Raw genomic sequence first — 18,448 nt, 5'->3', positions numbered from 1 at the left:
GAGTTCCGTCGTGCGGGCGGCGACTTCACGGTGGCCGACGTCGGCAGTCTCAACGGCACCTACGTCAACCGCGAGCGCATCGACTCCGCGCCGCTCACCGGTGGCGACGAGGTCATGATCGGGAAGTTCCGGCTGGTGTTCCTCGGGGCCCACGGCGACAGTTAGCTCGGGTGAGCCGACGTGGCGCCCCTTCTCGGGCATCGCCGGGTCCGAGCTGGGGCCTCGCGGTGCGGGCATAGCTCTTTGACGACGTCCGGGCTACACGATGTCTAGGACGCTCGCTCCGAGCGTGGGCGAGGGCTGCGCCGCGGATGGCAAGAGTGTTCGCTTTGGAGCCGCTGCCGGTGAAGGTGATCTCGTCGGCGGTCGTGCCGAGGAGGCGAGCGAGCTGGTCACGGGCGGAGGCGAGCGCTTGTCGGGGCTCGGCGCCGTAGTGGTAGGTGTTGGACGGGTTGCCGAAGTGGGCGCACAGGTAGGGCAGCATCGCGTCGACCACGCGGGGATCGACCGGTGTGGTGGAGTTGCAGTCCAGGTAGATCGGCTCGTCCTGCAGGCTGGGTGCGGATGCGCTGCGGGACCCTCGGTCATGCAATTCCCTCTTCGATGGGTAGGTCGGCGAGCCGCCACTCGAGCATCCCGTCGGCCAGCCGGCGAGCCGGCCGCCCCGTGGTGGTGAGTAGACGGACCGCGTCGTGGGCGAGCACGCAGTACGCCCCGCGGCAGTACGCAACGATCTCCTGGTCGGCGGGCAGGTCCGCAAGACGTTCGGGCAGCTCGTCGAGCGGGATGGACAGCGCGCCGGGGATGTGCCCGGCCGCGTACTCTATGCGCGGGCGGACGTCGACCATCGCGACCTGTCCTGCGCGCACGCGGCGGAGCAGCTCGTCGCGGGTGACCTGGTCGATGTCGCCGCCGAGATAGGCGGCGCGGGCGGCCGTGACGTCGGCGAGATGCTCGCTGGCTACGGTCCGCAGCAGCGCGTACAACGCGGCCACGTCGCTGCCGGCGAGGCGGTAGAACACCTTGGTTCCCTCACGGCGAGTCGCCACCAGATGCGCGTGCTTGAGCTTCTGCAGGTGCGCAGACGCCGTGGTCACCCCTAGCTCGGCCGCCTGCGCCAGGCCCTCGACCGTGCGCTCGCCCTGGGCCAGCAGGTCGAGCAGTTCCAGGCGTTTGCCGCTGGCCAGCGCCTTGCCGACGCGGGCGAACTGGTCGAACAGCGCCGTCTTCGCGTCCCGGTCACCCATCTATTCTCCAATCATCTGTGGAATAGTGTAGAACAAGGGAAGACGGGATGCGCATCGCCGTCACCGACACAAGGAGACTGTGATGACTGCGGTCGAGGTGGTTCCGCTCGTCGATGAGGGGCTGGGCAACTCCGCCTACCTGGTCGAGCTGGGCGAGGGGCGAGCGCTGGTGGTGGACGTCAGTCTGGATCTGCGGGCGGCCTCTCGCGTTGCGGCGCGGCGCGGGTTGACGGTCGCGTTCGCTGCCGACACCCACCTGCATGCCGACTTCCTGTCAGGGGCGCGGCAGCTCGCGGCGACCGAGGGCACCCGCGTGTTGGCGTCCGCGGCGGGGCACCGGGAATTCACCCACACCGGACTACACGACGGTGACGAGGTCGACCTCGGTGGCCTGCGCTTGCGTGCACTGGCCACACCGGGACACACCGACGAGCACCTTGCGTTCCTGTTGCTCGACGGCGACCGGCCGCTAGGAGTGTTCACGGGCGGGTCGTTGATCGTGGGTGCGGCCGCACGCACCGATCTGATCGCACCGGAGCGAACCGAGGACCTGGCCCGCCGGCAGTACGCGTCCATCCAACGGCTGCTCGCGCTGCCGGACGACACGGCGGTGTGGCCCACCCATGGGGCGGGATCGTTCTGCTCGGCCCCGCCGAGCGTGGAGCGCACCAGCACGATCGGCCGGGAGAAGGCGACCAACCCGCTCCTGCGCGCCGGCGGCGAGGACGCGTTCGTGACCCAACTGATCGGCTCGCTGGGCAGCTTCCCGCCGTACTTCCTGCGCCTGGCGGAGCACAACCGGCACGGCCCCGCCGTGCTCGACACCGAACCCGCGCTGCCGCCCCTGGACGTTGCCGCGGTCCGCGGGCTGCTCGCCGACGGCGCGCAGCTGGTCGACGTCCGGCCGGTCACCGAGTTTGCCGCAGGTCACGTGCCGGGCGCGTTGTCGATCCCGCTACGGCCGGTGTTCGCGTCCTGGCTGGGCTGGCTCGCCCCACCCACCCGGCCGCTGGTCATCCTGCGCGGCCCCGACCAGGATCCCGCCGAGATCGCCTGGCAGGCCGCGAAGATCGGCTACACCAACCCCTCGGGGGAACTGTCCGGTGGCATGGACGCCTGGCTCGACGCCGAGGAAGCCGTGACGACGACCCGGCTCGTCGCACCCGGCGAGGTGACCACGCCTGTCGTGGACGTCCGGCAGCGGGCCGAGTTCGCCGATGGGCACCTCCCCAGGGCGCTGCACGTCGAGCTCGGCGACCTCGCCGACCGCGTCGGCGACCTGCCACACGAGCCGCTGCTAGTGATGTGCGGGCACGGGGAACGGGCGATGGGAGGTGCCAGCCTGCTCGAACGGGCCGGCTACCGCGACATCACCGTCCTGCGGGGTGGACCCGAGGACTGGGCGCAAGCCACTGGCCGGGACCTGGAGACCGGGCCTTGACCAGTGGCAAGGCGCAGCTGCGGCTCGGGCTGCGCGCCAATCTTGCGCAGTTCAGCCTGCTCGTCGCGGTCAACGCGCTCGTCGGCGGCATGGTCGGGCAGGAGCAGACCGTGCTGCCGCTGCTGGCCAGGCGCGAGTTCGGCCTGACCGGGTACGCGTTCCTGCTCATCTACGTGCTCGCGTTCGGCGTCACCAAGGCGGCCACCAACTACTTCGCCGGGACCTGGTCGGACCGGTTCGGCCGCAAGCCCGTCCTCCTCGTCGGATGGTTGATCGCGGTCCCGGTCCCGTTGATGCTGATCTGGGCGCCGTCCTGGGGCTGGGTGATCGCCGCGAACGTGCTGCTCGGCCTTAACCAGGGCTTGACGTGGTCCAGCACGGTCATCATGAAGATCGACCTCGTCGGACCACGACAACGCGGCACCGCGATGGGACTCAACGAGGCCGCCGGCTACGGCGCCGTCGCCCTCACCGCGCTGCTCGCCGGCTATCTCGCCGAGCGCTACGGGCTGCGACCGGCTCCGTTCCTGCTCGGCCTGGCCTACGCCACGCTCGGCCTCGGGCTGTCCGGGCTCGCCGTGCGGGAGACCCGCGACCACGCCCACCTCGAGGCGGCCAGCGCCGCACCCGACGGACGCCGCGCTCAGCTACCCGCCGACCTAACCAACCGGCAGGTCTTTGGACACACCAGCCTGCGTGAACCCGCGTTGTCGTCGGCGAGCCAGGCCGGCATGGTCAACAACCTCAACTTCGGGCTGTCCTGGGGGCTGTTCCCGCTCCTGTTCGCCGCCGGCGGTCTGTCCGTGTCCCGCATTGGCATCCTCACCGCGCTCTATCCGGCGGTCTGGGGAGTCGGTCAGCTGCTCACCGGGCCGCTGTCCGACCGGTGGGGCCGCAAACACCTCATCACCGCCGGCATGCTCACCCAGGCCGCCGCACTCTGTCTCATCGCATACGCGGACACGTTCACCGGCTGGGCCGTCGCCGCCGCCGTCCTCGGCGCCGGCACCGCGATGGTCTACCCGACTCTGCTCGCCGCCGTCGGCGATGTCGCGCACCCGGCCTGGCGTGCCCGTGCCGTCGGCGTCTACCGGCTCTGGCGTGACGGCGGCTACGCCATCGGTGCCCTCGTCGGCGGGATCGCCGCCGATCTGTGGGGCCTCCGTGCCGCCGTCTGGGTTGCCGCCGCTATCAGCGTCGCATCCGGGGTCGTGGTGGCCGTCCGTATGTACGAAACCCACCGCTGGCCTACGACAGACTGACACGGCTCAATCCGACCGGGGAGTGTCCTGTGGGGTGAGGTGCCCAAGGACTCGGTCGGCGACCTTCATGAAACCGGCGAGGTCGCGGGCGGGCAGGTCGCCGAGGATCGCGCGCGCGGCGGTGCGGCGCTCGCGGTCCAGGTGGCCGGTCGCGGTGGCGCCCTTGCGGGTGAGGCTGACCAGGGTGGCCCGGCGGTCGGTGGGATGCGGGCGGCGGACGGCCCAGTCGTGGGTCTCGAGAGCGTCGACGAGTGCGGTGACATGGCGTGGCGTGCAGCGCAGGGCCTGGCTGAGTTCGCGTTGCACCATCGGTTCGCCGTGGTGATGGAGCACGAGGAGGACCTCGGCCCGCGCGGGGGTCAGTCCGCGTTCGGTGAGGCTTTCCTTCATGAGCTCGCCGATACGGCCGGCCAGCTCGAATACCTTGTCCAACACGACGACCACGTCACGCTCCACAGTGAGATCGTATCACTGTGAATCATCCTAGATGATGTATATAGTTCACGATCTGCTATCGTCGGTCGGTACGTCGCCCGCGACATCCGTCGAAGGGCGCGGCGGGGGAGGAGCCTTCTGTGACAACCGAAGCACGCCCACCTGGCCGGGCGCCAGAGGTGGACCGGCCTCGACGGTTCTTCAGCCGCTTCTACCCCAGGATCAGCGAGAGGCTCGAGGTCGAGGGCCTGGCCGCGCTGCGCGGCGAGCTGTTGGGTCAGCTGGTCGGGGACGTGGTCGAGGTCGGCGCCGGCAACGGCATGAACTTCCGTCACTATCCCGCCACGGTGACCCGTGTGGCCGCCGTCGAACCAGAACCGTACCTGCGGGCGCTGGCGGTACGGGCAGGTGAGACGGCGCCCGTGCCGGTGACCGTGCACGCCGGCACAGCCGACCGGCTCCCGCTGGCCGACGACAGCGTCGACGCCGCGGTGCTGTGCCTGGTCATGTGCTCACTCGACGACCGTCCCGCCGCGCTCGCGGAGCTCCGGCGGGTCTTACGTCCGGGCGGCACGCTGCGGTTCCTCGAACACACCCTCGCCGACACGCCTGGCCTGCGGACCGTGCAGCGCCTCGCCGACGCCACCTTCTGGCCCCTGTTCTCCGGCGGCTGCCACACCGCCACCGACCCGGTCACCCAGATCACCGACGCCGGGTTCGACATCACCACCAGCCGGCGCCTGCGCTTCCCCGAACACCGGTTCACCCAACCCTCGTCACCGCACGTCCTGGGCACGGCCCGCGCGCCGACCTGACGTCCACCCACACACCCGCCGTGTCAGGGCCAGCGCGGGTACGGAACGGTGCCCCAGGCGGCGAAGATTCCGATGTCAGCGACGACCCCGCCCGAGGTCTTCGAGGCGACGTTTCACTGCGTGCCAAGCGACGCGTACCCGTACTCGACCAACCGCGCCGTGCCGAAGAACCCCGCGACCTGATCGGCGGAGAATCCGAGCCACAGGTCGGCCTGCTCGGTGCGCATCCATTCGTAGGTGTGCTCGGCCTCGTCCGTGACGGCCACTCGGCCGCCCGGCCGTACCACCCGGGCCATCTCGGTCAGCATCACCGCCGGGTCCGGCGCGTGGTGCAGGACCATGTTCGCCACCGCCGCGTCGACGCTGTGGTCCGGCAACGGCAACCGGTCCAGCTCCCCGGCCAGGACACGCACGCGGTCGACGCCGAGCTCGTCCAGATGGTTATGAGCCACGGCCAGCATCGCCGGTGGGTTGTCCACCCCGAGCACCGTCGCCGCGCGACCCGCAAGGCCGGCCGCGACGAACCCGGTGCCTGTCCCCACGTCGACAACCAACGACTCCGGTGTGACCTCCGCCCGCTCGGCCAGGGCGTCGATGACGTCGGCGTTGTAGAAGCTCGACCGCATGTCGTCCCAGTCACCGGCTGCCGGGGCCGAGGGGGCTACGCGGCCCAGACCTCGGAGTGCCGCTCGACGCAGAAATACCAGTCTGGCCATGCAGTGTGGGGACGGGGCATGCGCCGTCATCGCCTGCTTCACCTGCCGGTCTACGGCCGAACACAGCATCAGACGAAATCGTTGACGATTTCGTCTGATGCTGTCATGATGAACCGCATGGTCGAATCGACGGTGGGTGAGATCGCTTACCGTCAGCTGCGCGGCGCGTTGAAGACGGGGCGGTACGCGCCGGGGCAGCGGCTGGTCGAGCCGGACGTGATCGCGGAGCTCGGTGTCACCCGGTTAGCGCTGCGTGAGGCGTTCGCGCGACTGGAGCATGAGGGTCTCGTCGAGCGCCGGGCGAACCGCGGTGTCGCGGTCCGGCTGCTGTCGCTGGCGGAGGCGGTGGAGGTCCTCGAGGTCAGGAGTGTCGTTGAGGGCCTGGCGGCGCGGCACGCGGCGGTGCACGCCACGGCCGAGGACGTCGTGGCGCTGCGGGCGACACTGGAGAAGTTCGGCAGGTCGCTCTCCGTGCCCGACTTGTCGGCCTGCGCCGCGGCGCAGGCGCGGCTGCACGAGCTCGTCACCGTCATTTCCCAGCTGCCGACCGCGGCCTGGCTCTCCGAGATGTTGAGCGCGCAGAGCGCCCAGACGCGACTGCGCACCCTGCTCGTCGGCGACCGGCTGCGCGAGTCCCTCGACGAGCACAAGGCGATCGTCGCGGCGATCGCGGCGCACGACTCCGACGCGGCGGAGACCGCGATGCGGCGTCACCTCGCGAACGTCACGCAGGCGGTGGCCGCCGCGACCTGACCACCCGGTCGGCGGGGGCGCCTGGCGTTTCATCGGTTCACCGTCGAACTGGAGGCTCCCGTGATTCCGGCGGAGTTCAGATACGTGCGCCCAGCGATTCTCGCCGACGCGCTGCGGCTGCTGCGTGACGAGCCCGGTGCGCGTCCGCTCGCGGGTGGGCAGAGCCTGCTCACCCTGCTGAAGACGAGGGTGGTGCGGCCGACGCTCGTCGTCGATCTCGGCGCGCTGTCGGAGCTGCGTGAGCTGCGTCGCGACGACGGCGCGCTCACGGTGGGCGCCATGGTCACCATGGCGACGCTGGCACGCGAGGCCGCCGTCCGCGAGTCGGCGTCGATCCTGCCGCGCGCGCTGGCGCACGTCGCCGACGTGCAGGTGCGCAACCGTGGCACGCTCGGTGGGTCGCTCGCGTACGGCGACCCGGCGGGCGACCTGGCCGGCGCCGCGATCGCGGCCGGGCCTCGGTGCGTGTCGTGTCGGCTGACGGCGAGCACGTCGTGCCCGTCGCCGAGCTGTACACCGGTCCGTTCGCGACGGTGCTCGTGCCGGGCGAGCTGGTCGCCGAGATCGCGATCCCGCGCCACGACGACGCGCCACGGCGTACCACGCGATCGCGCGGCGGCCGGCCGACCCGACGCTCGCTGGCGTGGCGGTCGTTGCGCGGTTCGACGGCGACACGGTCGCCGACGCCGGCCTCGGCCTGGTGGGTCTCGCCGACCGGGGCCGTCCGCTCGCGGCGGTGGCGACGGCCGCGTTGCGCGGCAATCCGCTCACGTCCGACAGGCTCGCCGCGGCCACGGCGACGGCGCTGGGAACGCGCGCTGCGCGACGTCGAGCAGGACAGGGAACGGGCGAGGGCATGAGTACTGAGCGCAGGAGCTCGACGAGCACGACGGAGGTAGGGGGGCGCGGTACGGCCGGCGGTGTCGGCGATCTCGTCGCGGCCGCTGCCGGAGTCGTGTGAGGAGGCGGGCGCGAGATGAGTACCGAAAAGTACGAGACCGTCGCGGTCGACGTCAACGGCGAGCGCGTCGAGGCGAGCGTGCCGGTACGGAAGCTGCTGGTCCACGTCCTGCGGGAGCAGGCGGGGCGCACCGGCGTGCACGTCGGTTGCGACACCGGCAACCGCGGTGCCTGCACCGTGCTGCTCGACGGGCAGCCGGTGAAGTCCTGCATGATGCTGGCGGTCCAGGCGTCCGGCGCGCCGGTCACGACGGTCGACGGGCTCGATGCGCCGTGCGTGCCGGCACTGCGCAAGGCGTTCACCGAGCACGGTGCGATCCAGTGCGGCTACTGCACCTCGGGCATGCTCACCAATGCCTGCGCGCTGCACAACACGAAGGCGCTGGACGAGGACGAGAACCGCTCGGTACTCAAGGGCAACCTCTGCATGTGCACCGGATACCGGCAGATCGTCGACGCGATCTCCTCGGTGGCCAACGACGAGGAGACGGTGACTGCCGTTAGGGGCGGCACCATCGCCATCCTGCGGAGCCCGCACCCGCGCATCGTGTCGGTCGACACCTCGCGGGCTCGACGACCCGCGCGGTGCGTACGCGGTCGACCAGGCTGGCGAGCTCGGTTCGATCGAAGGTGGGCAGGCAGGCCGTCCTCGTGCTGTTCGACACCGACGGCCCGAGCTGGCAACCGTTGTACAGACCCGGTGTCGAACCTCGTGTACTCGGCGACCGGGCGCACCACGAAACACGTGCGCGACGCCGGCGACCTCGTCGTCGAGGACGGCCGGCTGACCAGGGTCGACGAGGACGAGCTGCTGTCCGACGTACGAGCGGGCACCGCGTCGCTGTACGACCGCCTCGACGGCGCGAAGCTGGTTCGCGGGCGCTGGCCGGTCCTCTGAGCTTGGCGGGCGCCTAAGAGACCACTCATCGAAAGGCACCACTTACCGAACTATCTGGAGAAGGGACTGCACATGTCACTCATGGCGATTCCGCGGAAAGCCACCGTCGGTGCGCTGATGGGGTTGCTGGCTGTGATGGCGCTGCAAGGCGCCTCGGCAGCGGGCAGCACCTCTACCATCGACAGCGATCAGCGAGGGAAAGCCGACCTAATCATCGTCAACGGCAAGGTCGTTACGATGGACGACAGAACGGCCTCCGGGGGAGTGGGCACAGTCGCCACCGCGATGGCGGTGAAAGATGGCCGTATCGTAGCCCTGCAAGGGAAAGGCGGTAGAGACGGACGCGGCAAGGGCGACGCCAACAGTAGTGTGATGGCCCTCAAGGGGCCCGGCACCAAAGTGATCAATCTAAAAGGGCGGACCGTGACTCCCGGTATCATCGATACCCATTCACATGCACATGAATATGCAGTCGATAATCACGGTCAGGATCTGGTCGATACCTTCCCAGAGATGAAGGTGTCTGCAGTGGAAGGGAGCACGCCCGAGGAACTCCTGGACAACATCAAGACGACCTTGGAGGCGCGTGTCAGCGACGCTCAGCCTGGCGACTGGATTCGCATGACTCTCTCCAACAGGAATGCGGGTCTCCAAGTCTATAACGATGGCAGGCTCAGCCGCGAGTTCCTCGACCCGGTTGCACCGGACAACCCGGTGCATGTGAACATCGCCACCAGCCACATCGTAAACACCGCGGGTTGGAACGAGCTGGAGGCTCTCTATGGCGAGGGGCTCGGCCTCCATCCCGAGGGTGACCCAGAACAGGGACGTTTGCCTCACACTCCGTGGGGCCGGGCGCTCCCCCAGCTCATGATCCTGAATCAGGATCCCCGGGGTCTCCAAGAAGTGACGGATCTGATTGAGTCCGAGCTCCGCGAGGACGTCACTTATGGTGTGACGTCTATGTCTTCCTCGCTTAGCGAGCCCCTCTCCATAGCTGCCTTGCAGGAGTTGAACCGACGCGGTGACATGCCACTGCGTCTAGGATGGGGACATTCGACGAATCCCGTCAGCCCCAGTTTCTACCGTTCCCTCGGCGATATTAGGAACCTCGACTCCAACTCCCTCTGGAACGATGGAGTGAGTCTGGCAAGCGTCGACAAGGCTTACCCGCGTATTTGCAGCACTGTGCCGGTCCTGGCGGACGACCCGGGGGCGATCTGTTTCCTCGACAAAGGGTCGATCATGCGGGAGACTCTGGAGTCGATGATCGCCAGCGGTTACCGCTTCAGCAACACCCATGTGGCGGGGGACAAAGCCCTGGATCAGCTCCTCGACGTGATCGAGGAAGCCAGCGCCAGGGCCGGTCTGTCGAAAGAACAGATCAGAGCGAGGGCGCATACCGTTGACCACTGCACGCTCAACCCGCGGCCCGATCAAATCCCGCGCTTGAAGGATCTCGGAATCATCATTTCTTGCGAGCCAAAGTACATCAATGACACTTCCCCCCAGGTCAAGAGTACGGCCGGGGAGGAATATCTTCGCTGGGTCGTGCCGGCAAAGAGCCTGATCGATGGTGATGTACGACTCGCATCGGGCGTCGACTACCACTTCTCGTCCGACAGGTCCGTGTTCTGGTTGTTGGATCTGCTTGTCAACCGCCAAGCAGACGATGGCACCGTCTATGCACCCGAGGAGCGGATCAATCGAGTGCAGGCGCTCAAGACCTTCACGACGTGGGCCTCCGAATACGTCCAAAAAGAGAGCGAGATTGGCACTTTGGAAGAGGGGAAGCTGGCCGACTTCATCGTCCTCGATCGCGATTACTTCTCGATCCCTGAGGGGGATGTCCCTTCGGTGAAGGTCGTGATGAGCGTGGTCGGCGGGAAGGTGAGTTGGCAAAGTAAAGAGTTCTAGCCTCGAATTTCGCGCGCCCAGCTGAACTGGAGATAACGCTGTGGGTTGATCTTCTGGTTCGTGAGCTCGTCGTCGCTTGCCGGTGGGAGTCCGGTCCGGGTAGCTGTCAGGAGGTCGAAGCCCAGTGTCGAAGCCCTTGGAGGGGAGCAACGAAGCGGTCCGTAGCATGACGCGAAGCCTGCGGCGTCGTTAGAGGCCCTGCCTTTTGGGTGGGGTCAGGGAGTGCAGAGCGGCCCCGCCGTTATCAGCGACACACGTCAAGACGGGGACGGGCCATGAACACTTGCCCGGACTACGTCATCGACAACACCTCCGACCTCCAATGACCACAAGCGACCTCGTGTCGCACCACTCGCGGAGTGCCTTCCCGTACGGGTTCTTGGACTCTCGACAAGCCCAATCGTCCCTTACAGGCAAGGCACTTCCGCGCGTCTACCACCGGCGGCGCCGCAATTTCGGCGAAAGGCTGAAGCTAATATGTGGGGTCGTTTGTCAAGTGGGCAGGGTGAAGCGGCGCCCAGGACCGTCGTCTTGGACGCCGCTTCGTGTTGACCGGCCAGTGATCGTGGTGGCGACGAGCGTGTCGTGGTCGACGCGCGGTCACTCTAATATTCGCGGGTTGGCTACCGCAGGACGGAGTTCTACGACCGACGGGACAACCTCGCTGAGCTATGGGACCAGCGTCAGCGCCTCGATGGAGCATGCCAGTGAGCACCGCTGGTGTTGTACGACGTACGTCAGACTGACTCAAATAGCTTACCCGACACGTCGGGGTAGCCATAGTTGACGCTACCGCGATTCCCTGGGTTGCCTGGGTTGCCGGCATTTCCCGGATTCCCCAGATTACCAATGTTCCCGAGGTTGCCTATGTGCTTGTCGACGATCATGTCGTGGTGAAGCTCACCAACGGAACGTAGCGACTGCCATCTGCTACGACGCTTCATTCCCTGAGCACGGCCGCGATGCCGGGCTGAGCGGTGCACATCTCTATGTATGCGCTGGGGCGCACCAAAGCGGCAACGAGCATCGACGGTTCCTGTGCCACGCGGCGCGTGCCCTCGACAACACCTTCTATGTCGGATTCGTGAACCTGGTCGGTCGATGCGGTGCACACACGTTCTCTGGTGGCAGTACGGTCTACGACCCCGAGGGCAGAGTCCTGGTAAGGGCGAGCGCGAGCGAGCCCGAGATCGTACGCTACCAGCTCACCGCCTCTCGATTGGCCGACGTGCGTCGCGAGGTCAAGGTTCTCGAGCACTGTCGTACACCGACCTGATGGTCGAACGAACTTAGGCGCGGTCGAGGTTCGCGAGGAAGTGTTGCGTGTTGGCGACTGTCGCGACCGGTGTGATCATGCCTGGGTGGAATGATCGGAGCGCGTCACCGGCGCGCACGCGGTACGGCCAGTCGGGGTTGGCGAGTGCGCCCCTGGCGAGGCTGACGAGATCGGCGTGGCCGTCGTCGAGTACCTGCGCGGCGAGTGCCGGGTCGTCGAGCCCGCCGTTGACCATGACGGGGAGGCCGGTGAGTTCGCGGGCGAGCCGGCCGAGTGGCGTGTGGTCAGGCAGCACGCCACTGTCCGTCCAGGGCTTGCCCTCACTGGCGAGGTGCAGGTAGTCAGGGCGCGCGCCGGCCACGGTCTGCAGCACGGCCGCCGCTTCGGCGCGATCCTGCCACCGATGCCGCGCGTCGTTGACCTTCGCCTGGGACAGGCGCACTCCGACGAGCAGGTCGGCGCCGGTCGCAGCGCGGATCGCGGTGACGGCCTCGGCGACCACGCGGGCGCGGTCGCCCGGGCTACCGCCGTAGCGGTCTTCGCGCAGGTTGGTGTAGTCGGTGATGAACTGGTCGAGGAGGTAGCCGTTCGCGGCGTGGACCTCGACACCATCGAAACCGGCGGCCGCCGCGAGCCGGGCGGAGGTCGCGAAGCCCGCGATCGCCTCGGCCACGTCAGCGTCGGTCATCGCGGTGGGCAGCGGGTACGATCCGGAGCCGCCGTACTCCGGCATCTTCTTTCCGCGGGGTTGGACGACGCTGGGAGCGAGCGTGTCCGTCAACGACTGTGACAGCGCACCGCCGTGCATGAGCTGCGCGACGATGAGGGCACCGTCCTCGTGCACCGCATCGGTGACCCGACGCCAACCGTCGGCCTGCGACTCGGTGAGGAGTCCGGGCTGGTCGGTGTACGCCTGGCTGAGCCGGCTGGCCGTGTACGTGCCTTCGGTGACGACGAGACCGAACCCGCCGCGCGCGAAGGCCCGATAGTAGTCGCACATCGCCGATGTCGGGACTCCGTCGCCGCCGGTGCTGACCCGTGACATCGGGGCGACAACCACGCGGCTGTGAAGTCCGTGACCGCCGAACGTGAACGGCCGCCACAGCGCCGCAATGCCGGGGCCCCCGGTCGGGTCGGAGACGGTGCGTTCTGAGGTTGCGCTCTGGCCGGCCACGTCGACTCCTATCAATGCATGTACCTACATGAACATACTCGACGTTTCCATGCATGTACATTGATGTCAAGCGGAGAGCGAGGTCCCATGGGCGGTCGGGGAAGGCCAGAGGTAGTCGAACGTTGGGAGCAGGCGCTCGTCCTGTGGGCCCGCGTCGACCACGCGTTGGCTGCGGCGCTGCATACACGGCACGGCCTGGGTCTCTCCGAGTACCGGGCGCTTTCTCGGCTGGCCGACTCCGCCAATGGTGAGCTGCGGATGCAGGAGCTCGCCGATGCCATTGGGCTCAACCAGAGCTCGGTGAGCCGCCTGGTCGCCCGCCTGGAAGGCGCCGGCCTCAGTCGACGCGACCTCTGCCCGGACGACAAGCGCGGTGTCTACACGGTGATCACCGCCGAAGGGCGGCGCGGGCTAACGGCCGCCATGCCGACCTATGAACGGGCGCTGACGGCTGCACTGGACGAGATCGCCGCCGACCGGCAGCTGGCTCCACTCATCCGTGTTCTCCGGTCCTGATCTGCGGGCTCGGGAGCCTGTACGCGCCGAGCGCAGCGGGCTGCCCGGTACGACGCATCGGCCGTGCACGGTCAGTAGCCGCCCGCGGGGGTGATGATCCAGTGCAGTCGCGCGGGTGAGTCGCTGGGATTCTGCCAGCGGTGCGGGGTTCGGCAGGGGAACGTCGCGGCGTCGCCTTCGCTCAGGTCGTAGCGTGTGCCGTCGATCCACAGCCGGAACTCGCCGGCGAGGACGACGATGCACTCCTCGTCGCCGGGATGGGCGTACGCGGTGGTGCCGCTGCCCTCGCCGGGCTCCACGACGGTCTCGAGTACCTCGAGTCGTCCGTTGCGGTTCGGTGTCAGCAAGTAGTCGTCCGCACCCCTGTTGCGCACGACTCGGCGCTCCGGCCGACGTACCACGGGCCCGGCGGTCGCGTCGCCGAACACCGCGGCGACGGTCTCGCCCATCGCGAGCACCACCCTGGTGAGGGTGGACACGGTCGGACTGACCTTGCCGTTCTCGAGCCGGCTCAGGTAGGCCGGACTGACCCCCGCCTGTCGCGCCACCTGGCGGGCAGAGAGGCCGCGCGCCTGGCGGAGCTGCCGCAGCCGGGCGCCGATGTCGGCGTCGATCGGGTCGGCGGCGCTGTCGCTAATGGGCACCGATCAAGCCTACGGCACATAGTTGCTCGATAGGGCACCGACTCGTCGTCGGTGGGCTCAGAGAACGACTGACTTGCTCGAAGAGACATCCAGTGTTGACTTATGGAGCAACGTCGCCGTACGGTCATCACCTGCCGAGATGACGGAGGTGGCGCCGGATGCTGATCGACCCGGGCGCACTGACCGAGCAAGAGCTGTACAAGCTGTTGATCGGCAGCGTCGTCCCGCGACCGATCGCGTGGGTATCGACGATCTCGGCCGCCGGCGCCCGCAATCTCGCGCCGTTCAGCTTCTTCACCGTCGTGTCCCGCAAGCCACCGATGATTAGCCTGACCATCGAGACGCATCCCGACGACCGGGAGAAGGACACGTTCAGGAACATCGCGGACACCCGCGAGTTCGTCGTCAACGTCGTCTCCACACGCAACGCCAGGCAGATGCATGCGAGCTCGAACGAGTACCCGCCCGATGTCGACGAGTTCGTCGCGGCCGGGGTCTCGGCCGCCTCTTCGAGCGTTGTGCACCCGCAGCGGGTCGCGGACGCGATGATCAACATGGAGTGCCGGCTGCACGCGGTGCTGACCCCTGGCAGCGACACCGTCGTCGTCGGCACGTTGGTCGCCTACCACGTCCACGACGTGCTCTGGCACGACGGACGGATCGACCAGGAGAAGCTCGACCCGCTCGCCAGGATCGCCAGCTCGTTCGCGCCGCTCGGCGACATCTTCAGTCTCCGACACCCGACCTCGCCTGACAGCTCAGTCGGGTCAACAACGCCTGGGAGCGACGCATGCGGGTAGCGAGCATCATCGACGACGCACCGGTGACAGCGTTCCACCGGCGCCTTGCCCTCTTCTCCGCCGGTGGACCATTCCTGGACGGGTTCGCCCTGGCAGTCGTCGGTCTCGCGTTCATCACCATGCAGCCAAGCCTGGCATTGACGCCGACCGAGGTCGGCGTGATCGGCTCCGCCGCGCTCGCTGGCATCTTCGTCGGCGGCGCCGTCTTCGGCTACGTCACCGACCGGGTCGGGCGCCGGGTCATGTACCTGGTCGATCTGGTGGTCCTGGTCGTTGCATCGTTGGCCTCGGCGCTGGTCACCGACGCCTGGCAGTTGGTCGCCCTGCGGTTCCTGCTCGGCGTGGCCATCGGCGCGGACTATCCGATCGCGAGTTCGTTACTGGTCGAGTTCCTTCCCCGCCGGCAGCGTGGGCGGTACCTCGGCGCATTGTTCGTGGTCTGGGCGGCCGGCGCTGCGGCCGCGGCACTCGTCGGCTGGGCGCTGTCCCCGCTCGGGGAGAGCGCATGGCGGTTGATGCTCGCCTCACCAGCTGTCTTCGGCGTCTTGACCGTGATGCTCCGGACCGGCACACCGGAGTCGCCGCGCTGGCTGCTCAGCAAGGGCCGTGGCGCCGAGGCGGCGGCGGTCCTGCGTCAGGTCTACGGCCACGAGGTGACCGTCGACCAGACAAGCGACGGGGCCTCGAGAACCAGCTACCGCAAGGTCTTCCGCCGCCCCTACCTGCGAAGGACGATCTTCGTCAGCGTCTTCTTCTCCGCACACGTGATCCCCTTGTTCGCGGTGTACACCTTCGGCCCCGACATCCTGCTCAGCTTCGGACTGCCGCCCGGCTCGGGCATCTACGTCGCCGAGGCCGTGATCGGTGGGCTGTTCCTGCTCGGCGGCGCGCCCGGCCTTCTGCTGGTGGACCGGATCGGGCGAAAGAGCCTGCTGCTCTGGACATTCGTCGTGATGGCCGTCCTGTTCGGGCTCATGGCTGCCTTCCAGGGCGCGTCGCCTGCGCTGCTGCTGGTGCTCCTGTGCGCATATGCCGTCGTCTCCGGGTCCTGCAATTTCATCGAGATCATCTACCCCAACGAGCTGTTCCCGACCGACATCAGGGCGACCGCCACGGGCATCGTCACCGCCGCGAGTCGGCTCGGTTCGGCCATCAGCACGTTCATGCTGCCGGTCATGCTCACCGACCTGGGTGCAGGCGCAACGATGCTGTTCCTCGCCGTCGTGAACGCGGTGGGCTTCCTGGTGACCGTGACGCTGGGCGTCGAGACCAAGGGCAGACCGCTCGATGAGACCTCGTCGGAACGCGTTGACTCATCGGCGGTCTCCCCCGTACCGCGAGGCGAGCCCGTGGCGGATGAACTATGAAGCAACGACGTCACGTGCACGAAGTCGAGGAGCTCGGATGCCATCGATGATCATCGCCGCTCGTACCGGAGCCTGCTTTCCGCTCTCGGTGGGAGACTCTTTCACGGTGGTCAACACCACGGGTGGGCAGGTCGTCGACACCTGGGCAGTGAACCTGCATGACCCGACAGAATACCTGTCGATGTCGCACACCAGGACGACGCTCCGGCGACTGACCCCCCGCGTCGGCGACGCGCTGTTCAGCAACCGCCGGCGTGCACTGCTGACGATGACGGAGGACAGCAGCCCTGGTATGCACGACACGTTGATCGCGGCGTGCGACGAAGAGCGGTACAAGCAGCTCGGCGTCACAGGCGAGCACCCGTCGTGTGCGGTCAACTTCCGCGCCGCGCTGTCGGAACTCGGCATCGAGGCGGCCGCGGTGCCCTGTCCGCTCAACCTGTTCATGTGCATCCCGTGGGACGCCGAAGGCAACCTCGAGTTCCGGCCCGTCCAGGCATCGCCGGGTGACCACGTCACGTTGCGCGCCGAGCAGGAGGTCGTCGTGGTTATGTCCGCGTGCCCGATGGACGTCAACCCGATCAATGGCGGAACACCATCCGACGTCGAGGTGCGCCTGCACGGCGGCGCGTACGCGCTCGGCTGACCACTACCGTGACAGGTGGACCGAACGGAGTACAGCATGGCGAAGGTCCGGATGCTGGCGACCGGCGGAACGATCGCGAGTCGCCGCATGGGTTCTCGCCACGTGGCGACGGTGCCGGGCAGCGAGCTGCTGGCCCGGGCGACCGTGCCCGCTGACTGCGACGTGTCGGTGGTAGATGCGGCCACGGTCGGCAGCTTCGCGTGGCAGTGGCCGGATCTGGTCGGACTTCTGCGACAGGTCGCTGGCGCATTGACTGAGGGTGTCGACGGCGTCCTGGTCACACACGGAACGGACACCATGGAAGAGGTCGCTTTCCTCGTCTCCCTTCTGCACGACGATCCGCGGCCCGTGGTGTTCACTGGAGCGCAGCGTCCCTTCGACCACCCGGCGCCTGACGGTCTGGTGAACCTCACCGACGCACTCCTGATCGGCGTGAGCCCCGTCGCCAGAGACCGCGGGGTCCTGCTCGCGTTCGACGGACACGTCTTCGCCGCACGCGGCGTGACGAAGACCGACACGCTGCGGTCGGCGCCGTTCGACGCTCCCGGGCGCGGCCCGGTGCTGCGCGTCGCCGGTGGTGAGGTCGGCGTGCTGACGCCAGCACACCGACCGCCGGTGATCCCGGTCGATCTGACCCAGGCGTCACCGCCCAGGGTGGACGTCGTGTCGATGTACGTGGGAGTCGACGACGCACCGATCAGAGCGGCGGTCGCAGCAGGAGCGGCCGGCATCGTGCTCGCCGCGTTCGGTGCGGGCAACGCCAACCCGGCGATCGTCGGCGCAGTACGCGACACCGTCGCGTCCGGGGTGCCTGTACTCGTGTGCTCTCGGGTTCAGGCCGGGCCAGTGCTCCCGCTGTACGGCGGCGGAGGCGGTGCCGACCTGGCCGACGCCGGCGCGGTCTTCGGTGGCGATCTGAGCCCATGGCAGGCGCGAATGCTGCTGACCGTCGCGTTGATCGCAGACTCCACCGCGCCGACCACCCTTATCGCGGACTGGCTCGACGCGGCGGATCGACAGGAAACCCGAGGATAGGAGAGAGCGATGAGCAAGGAGATCTTCGTCGCCTACGGGGTGGATGTCGACGCGGTGGGCGGGTGGCTCGGCTCGTACGGCGGTGAGGACTCGCCGGACGACATCTCCCGCGGCGTGTTCGCCGGCGAGGTCGGCGTGCCGCGGCTGCTCGAGCTGTTCCGCCGCCGCGAGATGACCCAGACGTTCTTCTGGCCCGGGCACTCGGTCGAGACGTTCCCCGCGGAGTTCGACGCGTGCGTCGCGGCCGGACACGAGATCGGGGTTCACGGTTACAGCCACGAGAACCCGATCGCGATGAGCAGGCAGCAGGAGACCGACGTCCTCGACCATTGCATCGACCTCCTCGAGGGCCGGTCGGGCAGGCGGCCGACCGGTTACGTCGCCCCGTGGTGGGAGTTCAGCACGATCACCAACGAGCTGTTGCTCGACCGCGGCCTCACGTACGACCACTCGCTCATGCACCGCGACTTCGAGCCGTACTACGTCCGCGTCGGGGACAGCTGGACGAAGATCGACTACGAGAAGCCGGCGGCGGAGTGGATGCGG

General features: G+C 68.1%; 21 protein-coding genes and 2 pseudogenes. 17 read left to right on the top strand and 6 right to left on the bottom strand.

Features of this window, described 5'->3' with window-relative positions; translation table 11 throughout:
• The coding region (locus tag GEV10_26815; GenBank protein MQA82040.1) for an FHA domain-containing protein at positions 1 to 165 on the top strand (165 nt) is incomplete at its 5' end.
• Here the strand turns inward: GEV10_26815 and GEV10_26810 are convergent.
• Both GEV10_26810 and GEV10_26805 read right to left on the bottom strand, forming a co-directional pair.
• The gene (locus tag GEV10_26810; GenBank protein ID MQA82039.1) at positions 113 to 553 is read right to left on the bottom strand and encodes an aminotransferase class V-fold PLP-dependent enzyme; all 441 of its coding nucleotides are present in this window, start codon (positions 551 to 553) and stop codon (positions 113 to 115) included. The genes GEV10_26815 and GEV10_26810 overlap by 53 nt on opposite strands.
• Before the next feature lie 31 nt (positions 554 to 584).
• Complete coding sequence (locus GEV10_26805; protein MQA82038.1) at positions 585 to 1,247, bottom strand: metalloregulator ArsR/SmtB family transcription factor; 663 nt, start codon at positions 1,245 to 1,247, stop codon at positions 585 to 587.
• An 82-nt stretch (positions 1,248 to 1,329) separates the two neighbouring features.
• Between GEV10_26805 and GEV10_26800 the strand changes: the two genes are divergently transcribed.
• The gene (locus tag GEV10_26800; protein ID MQA82037.1) at positions 1,330 to 2,688 is read left to right on the top strand and encodes an MBL fold metallo-hydrolase; all 1,359 of its coding nucleotides are present in this window, start codon (positions 1,330 to 1,332) and stop codon (positions 2,686 to 2,688) included.
• The gene (locus tag GEV10_26795) at positions 2,685 to 3,950 is read left to right on the top strand and encodes an MFS transporter (GenBank protein MQA82036.1); all 1,266 of its coding nucleotides are present in this window, start codon (positions 2,685 to 2,687) and stop codon (positions 3,948 to 3,950) included. Before GEV10_26800 ends, GEV10_26795 begins: the two co-directional genes overlap by 4 nt.
• 6 nt (positions 3,951 to 3,956) lie before the next feature.
• Here GEV10_26795 and GEV10_26790 read toward each other — a convergent pair whose 3' ends face one another.
• Positions 3,957 to 4,406 (bottom strand): MarR family transcriptional regulator, encoded by a 450-nt coding sequence (locus tag GEV10_26790; GenBank protein MQA82035.1) that lies wholly within the window; start codon positions 4,404 to 4,406, stop codon positions 3,957 to 3,959.
• 158 nt (positions 4,407 to 4,564) lie between these two features.
• Between GEV10_26790 and GEV10_26785 the strand changes: the two genes are divergently transcribed.
• A complete protein-coding gene (locus GEV10_26785; protein MQA82034.1) occupies positions 4,565 to 5,200 on the top strand; it encodes a methyltransferase domain-containing protein in 636 nt (211 codons plus the stop codon).
• Between the two features lie 113 nt (positions 5,201 to 5,313).
• Here the strand turns inward: GEV10_26785 and GEV10_26780 are convergent, their stop codons facing one another.
• Positions 5,314 to 5,985: a methyltransferase domain-containing protein gene (locus GEV10_26780; protein MQA82033.1), complete on the bottom strand. Its 672-nt coding sequence runs from the start codon at positions 5,983 to 5,985 to the stop codon at positions 5,314 to 5,316.
• Here GEV10_26780 and GEV10_26775 point away from each other — a divergent pair.
• The 7 genes and pseudogenes from GEV10_26775 (at position 5,935) to GEV10_26745 (ending at position 11,720) form a co-directional block, all read left to right on the top strand.
• Entirely contained in the window at positions 5,935 to 6,669 is a 735-nt protein-coding gene (locus GEV10_26775; GenBank protein ID MQA82032.1) for an FCD domain-containing protein, read from the top strand. The genes GEV10_26780 and GEV10_26775 overlap by 51 nt on opposite strands.
• Positions 6,670 to 6,690: 21 nt before the next feature.
• Positions 6,691 to 7,125 (top strand): annotated as a pseudogene (locus GEV10_26770) (xanthine dehydrogenase family protein subunit M).
• Between the two features lie 5 nt (positions 7,126 to 7,130).
• The gene (locus GEV10_26765; GenBank protein MQA82031.1) at positions 7,131 to 7,529 is read left to right on the top strand and encodes a hypothetical protein; all 399 of its coding nucleotides are present in this window, start codon (positions 7,131 to 7,133) and stop codon (positions 7,527 to 7,529) included.
• Positions 7,277 to 7,630 (top strand): hypothetical protein, encoded by a 354-nt coding sequence (locus GEV10_26760; protein ID MQA82030.1) that lies wholly within the window; start codon positions 7,277 to 7,279, stop codon positions 7,628 to 7,630. Before GEV10_26765 ends, GEV10_26760 begins: the two co-directional genes overlap by 253 nt.
• A gap of 15 nt (positions 7,631 to 7,645) precedes the next feature.
• Positions 7,646 to 8,092: pseudogene (locus tag GEV10_26755) on the top strand ((2Fe-2S)-binding protein).
• A gap of 507 nt (positions 8,093 to 8,599) precedes the next feature.
• Positions 8,600 to 10,444: an amidohydrolase family protein gene (locus tag GEV10_26750; GenBank protein MQA82029.1), complete on the top strand. Its 1,845-nt coding sequence runs from the start codon at positions 8,600 to 8,602 to the stop codon at positions 10,442 to 10,444.
• 802 nt (positions 10,445 to 11,246) lie between these two features.
• Positions 11,247 to 11,720, top strand: coding sequence for a hypothetical protein (locus GEV10_26745; GenBank protein ID MQA82028.1), 474 nt, complete (start codon positions 11,247 to 11,249; stop codon positions 11,718 to 11,720).
• A gap of 13 nt (positions 11,721 to 11,733) precedes the next feature.
• Here GEV10_26745 and GEV10_26740 read toward each other — a convergent pair whose 3' ends face one another.
• Complete coding sequence (locus GEV10_26740; GenBank protein MQA82027.1) at positions 11,734 to 12,834, bottom strand: NADH:flavin oxidoreductase; 1,101 nt, start codon at positions 12,832 to 12,834, stop codon at positions 11,734 to 11,736.
• Between the two features lie 147 nt (positions 12,835 to 12,981).
• Here GEV10_26740 and GEV10_26735 point away from each other — a divergent pair, with 147 nt between their 5' ends.
• A complete protein-coding gene (locus GEV10_26735) occupies positions 12,982 to 13,410 on the top strand; it encodes a MarR family transcriptional regulator (protein ID MQA82026.1) in 429 nt (142 codons plus the stop codon).
• Between the two features lie 71 nt (positions 13,411 to 13,481).
• Here GEV10_26735 and GEV10_26730 read toward each other — a convergent pair whose 3' ends face one another.
• Positions 13,482 to 14,054, bottom strand: a complete 573-nt coding sequence (locus tag GEV10_26730) for a cupin domain-containing protein (GenBank protein MQA82025.1) — start codon at positions 14,052 to 14,054, stop codon at positions 13,482 to 13,484.
• Positions 14,055 to 14,212: 158 nt separating this feature from the next.
• Between GEV10_26730 and GEV10_26725 the strand changes: the two genes are divergently transcribed.
• The 5 genes from GEV10_26725 to GEV10_26705 form a co-directional block, all read left to right on the top strand.
• Complete coding sequence (locus GEV10_26725; protein ID MQA82024.1) at positions 14,213 to 14,854, top strand: flavin reductase family protein; 642 nt, start codon at positions 14,213 to 14,215, stop codon at positions 14,852 to 14,854.
• Complete coding sequence (locus tag GEV10_26720) at positions 14,845 to 16,221, top strand: MFS transporter (protein MQA82023.1); 1,377 nt, start codon at positions 14,845 to 14,847, stop codon at positions 16,219 to 16,221. Before GEV10_26725 ends, GEV10_26720 begins: the two co-directional genes overlap by 10 nt.
• A 37-nt stretch (positions 16,222 to 16,258) precedes the next feature.
• Entirely contained in the window at positions 16,259 to 16,867 is a 609-nt protein-coding gene (locus GEV10_26715) for a DUF1989 domain-containing protein (protein ID MQA82022.1), read from the top strand.
• 36 nt (positions 16,868 to 16,903) lie between these two features.
• Complete coding sequence (locus GEV10_26710) at positions 16,904 to 17,902, top strand: asparaginase (GenBank protein MQA82021.1); 999 nt, start codon at positions 16,904 to 16,906, stop codon at positions 17,900 to 17,902.
• Positions 17,903 to 17,911: 9 nt separating this feature from the next.
• A partial coding sequence (locus GEV10_26705; GenBank protein MQA82020.1) for a polysaccharide deacetylase family protein occupies positions 17,912 to 18,448 on the top strand: 537 nt, incomplete at its 3' end.

Source organism: Streptosporangiales bacterium, assembly GCA_009379955.1.
In the GTDB taxonomy this organism is placed as follows: domain Bacteria; phylum Actinomycetota; class Actinomycetes; order Streptosporangiales; family WHST01; genus WHST01.
Note: the sequence above shows the minus strand (reverse complement) of the source record. Positions and strands in the feature narration are given on the sequence as shown.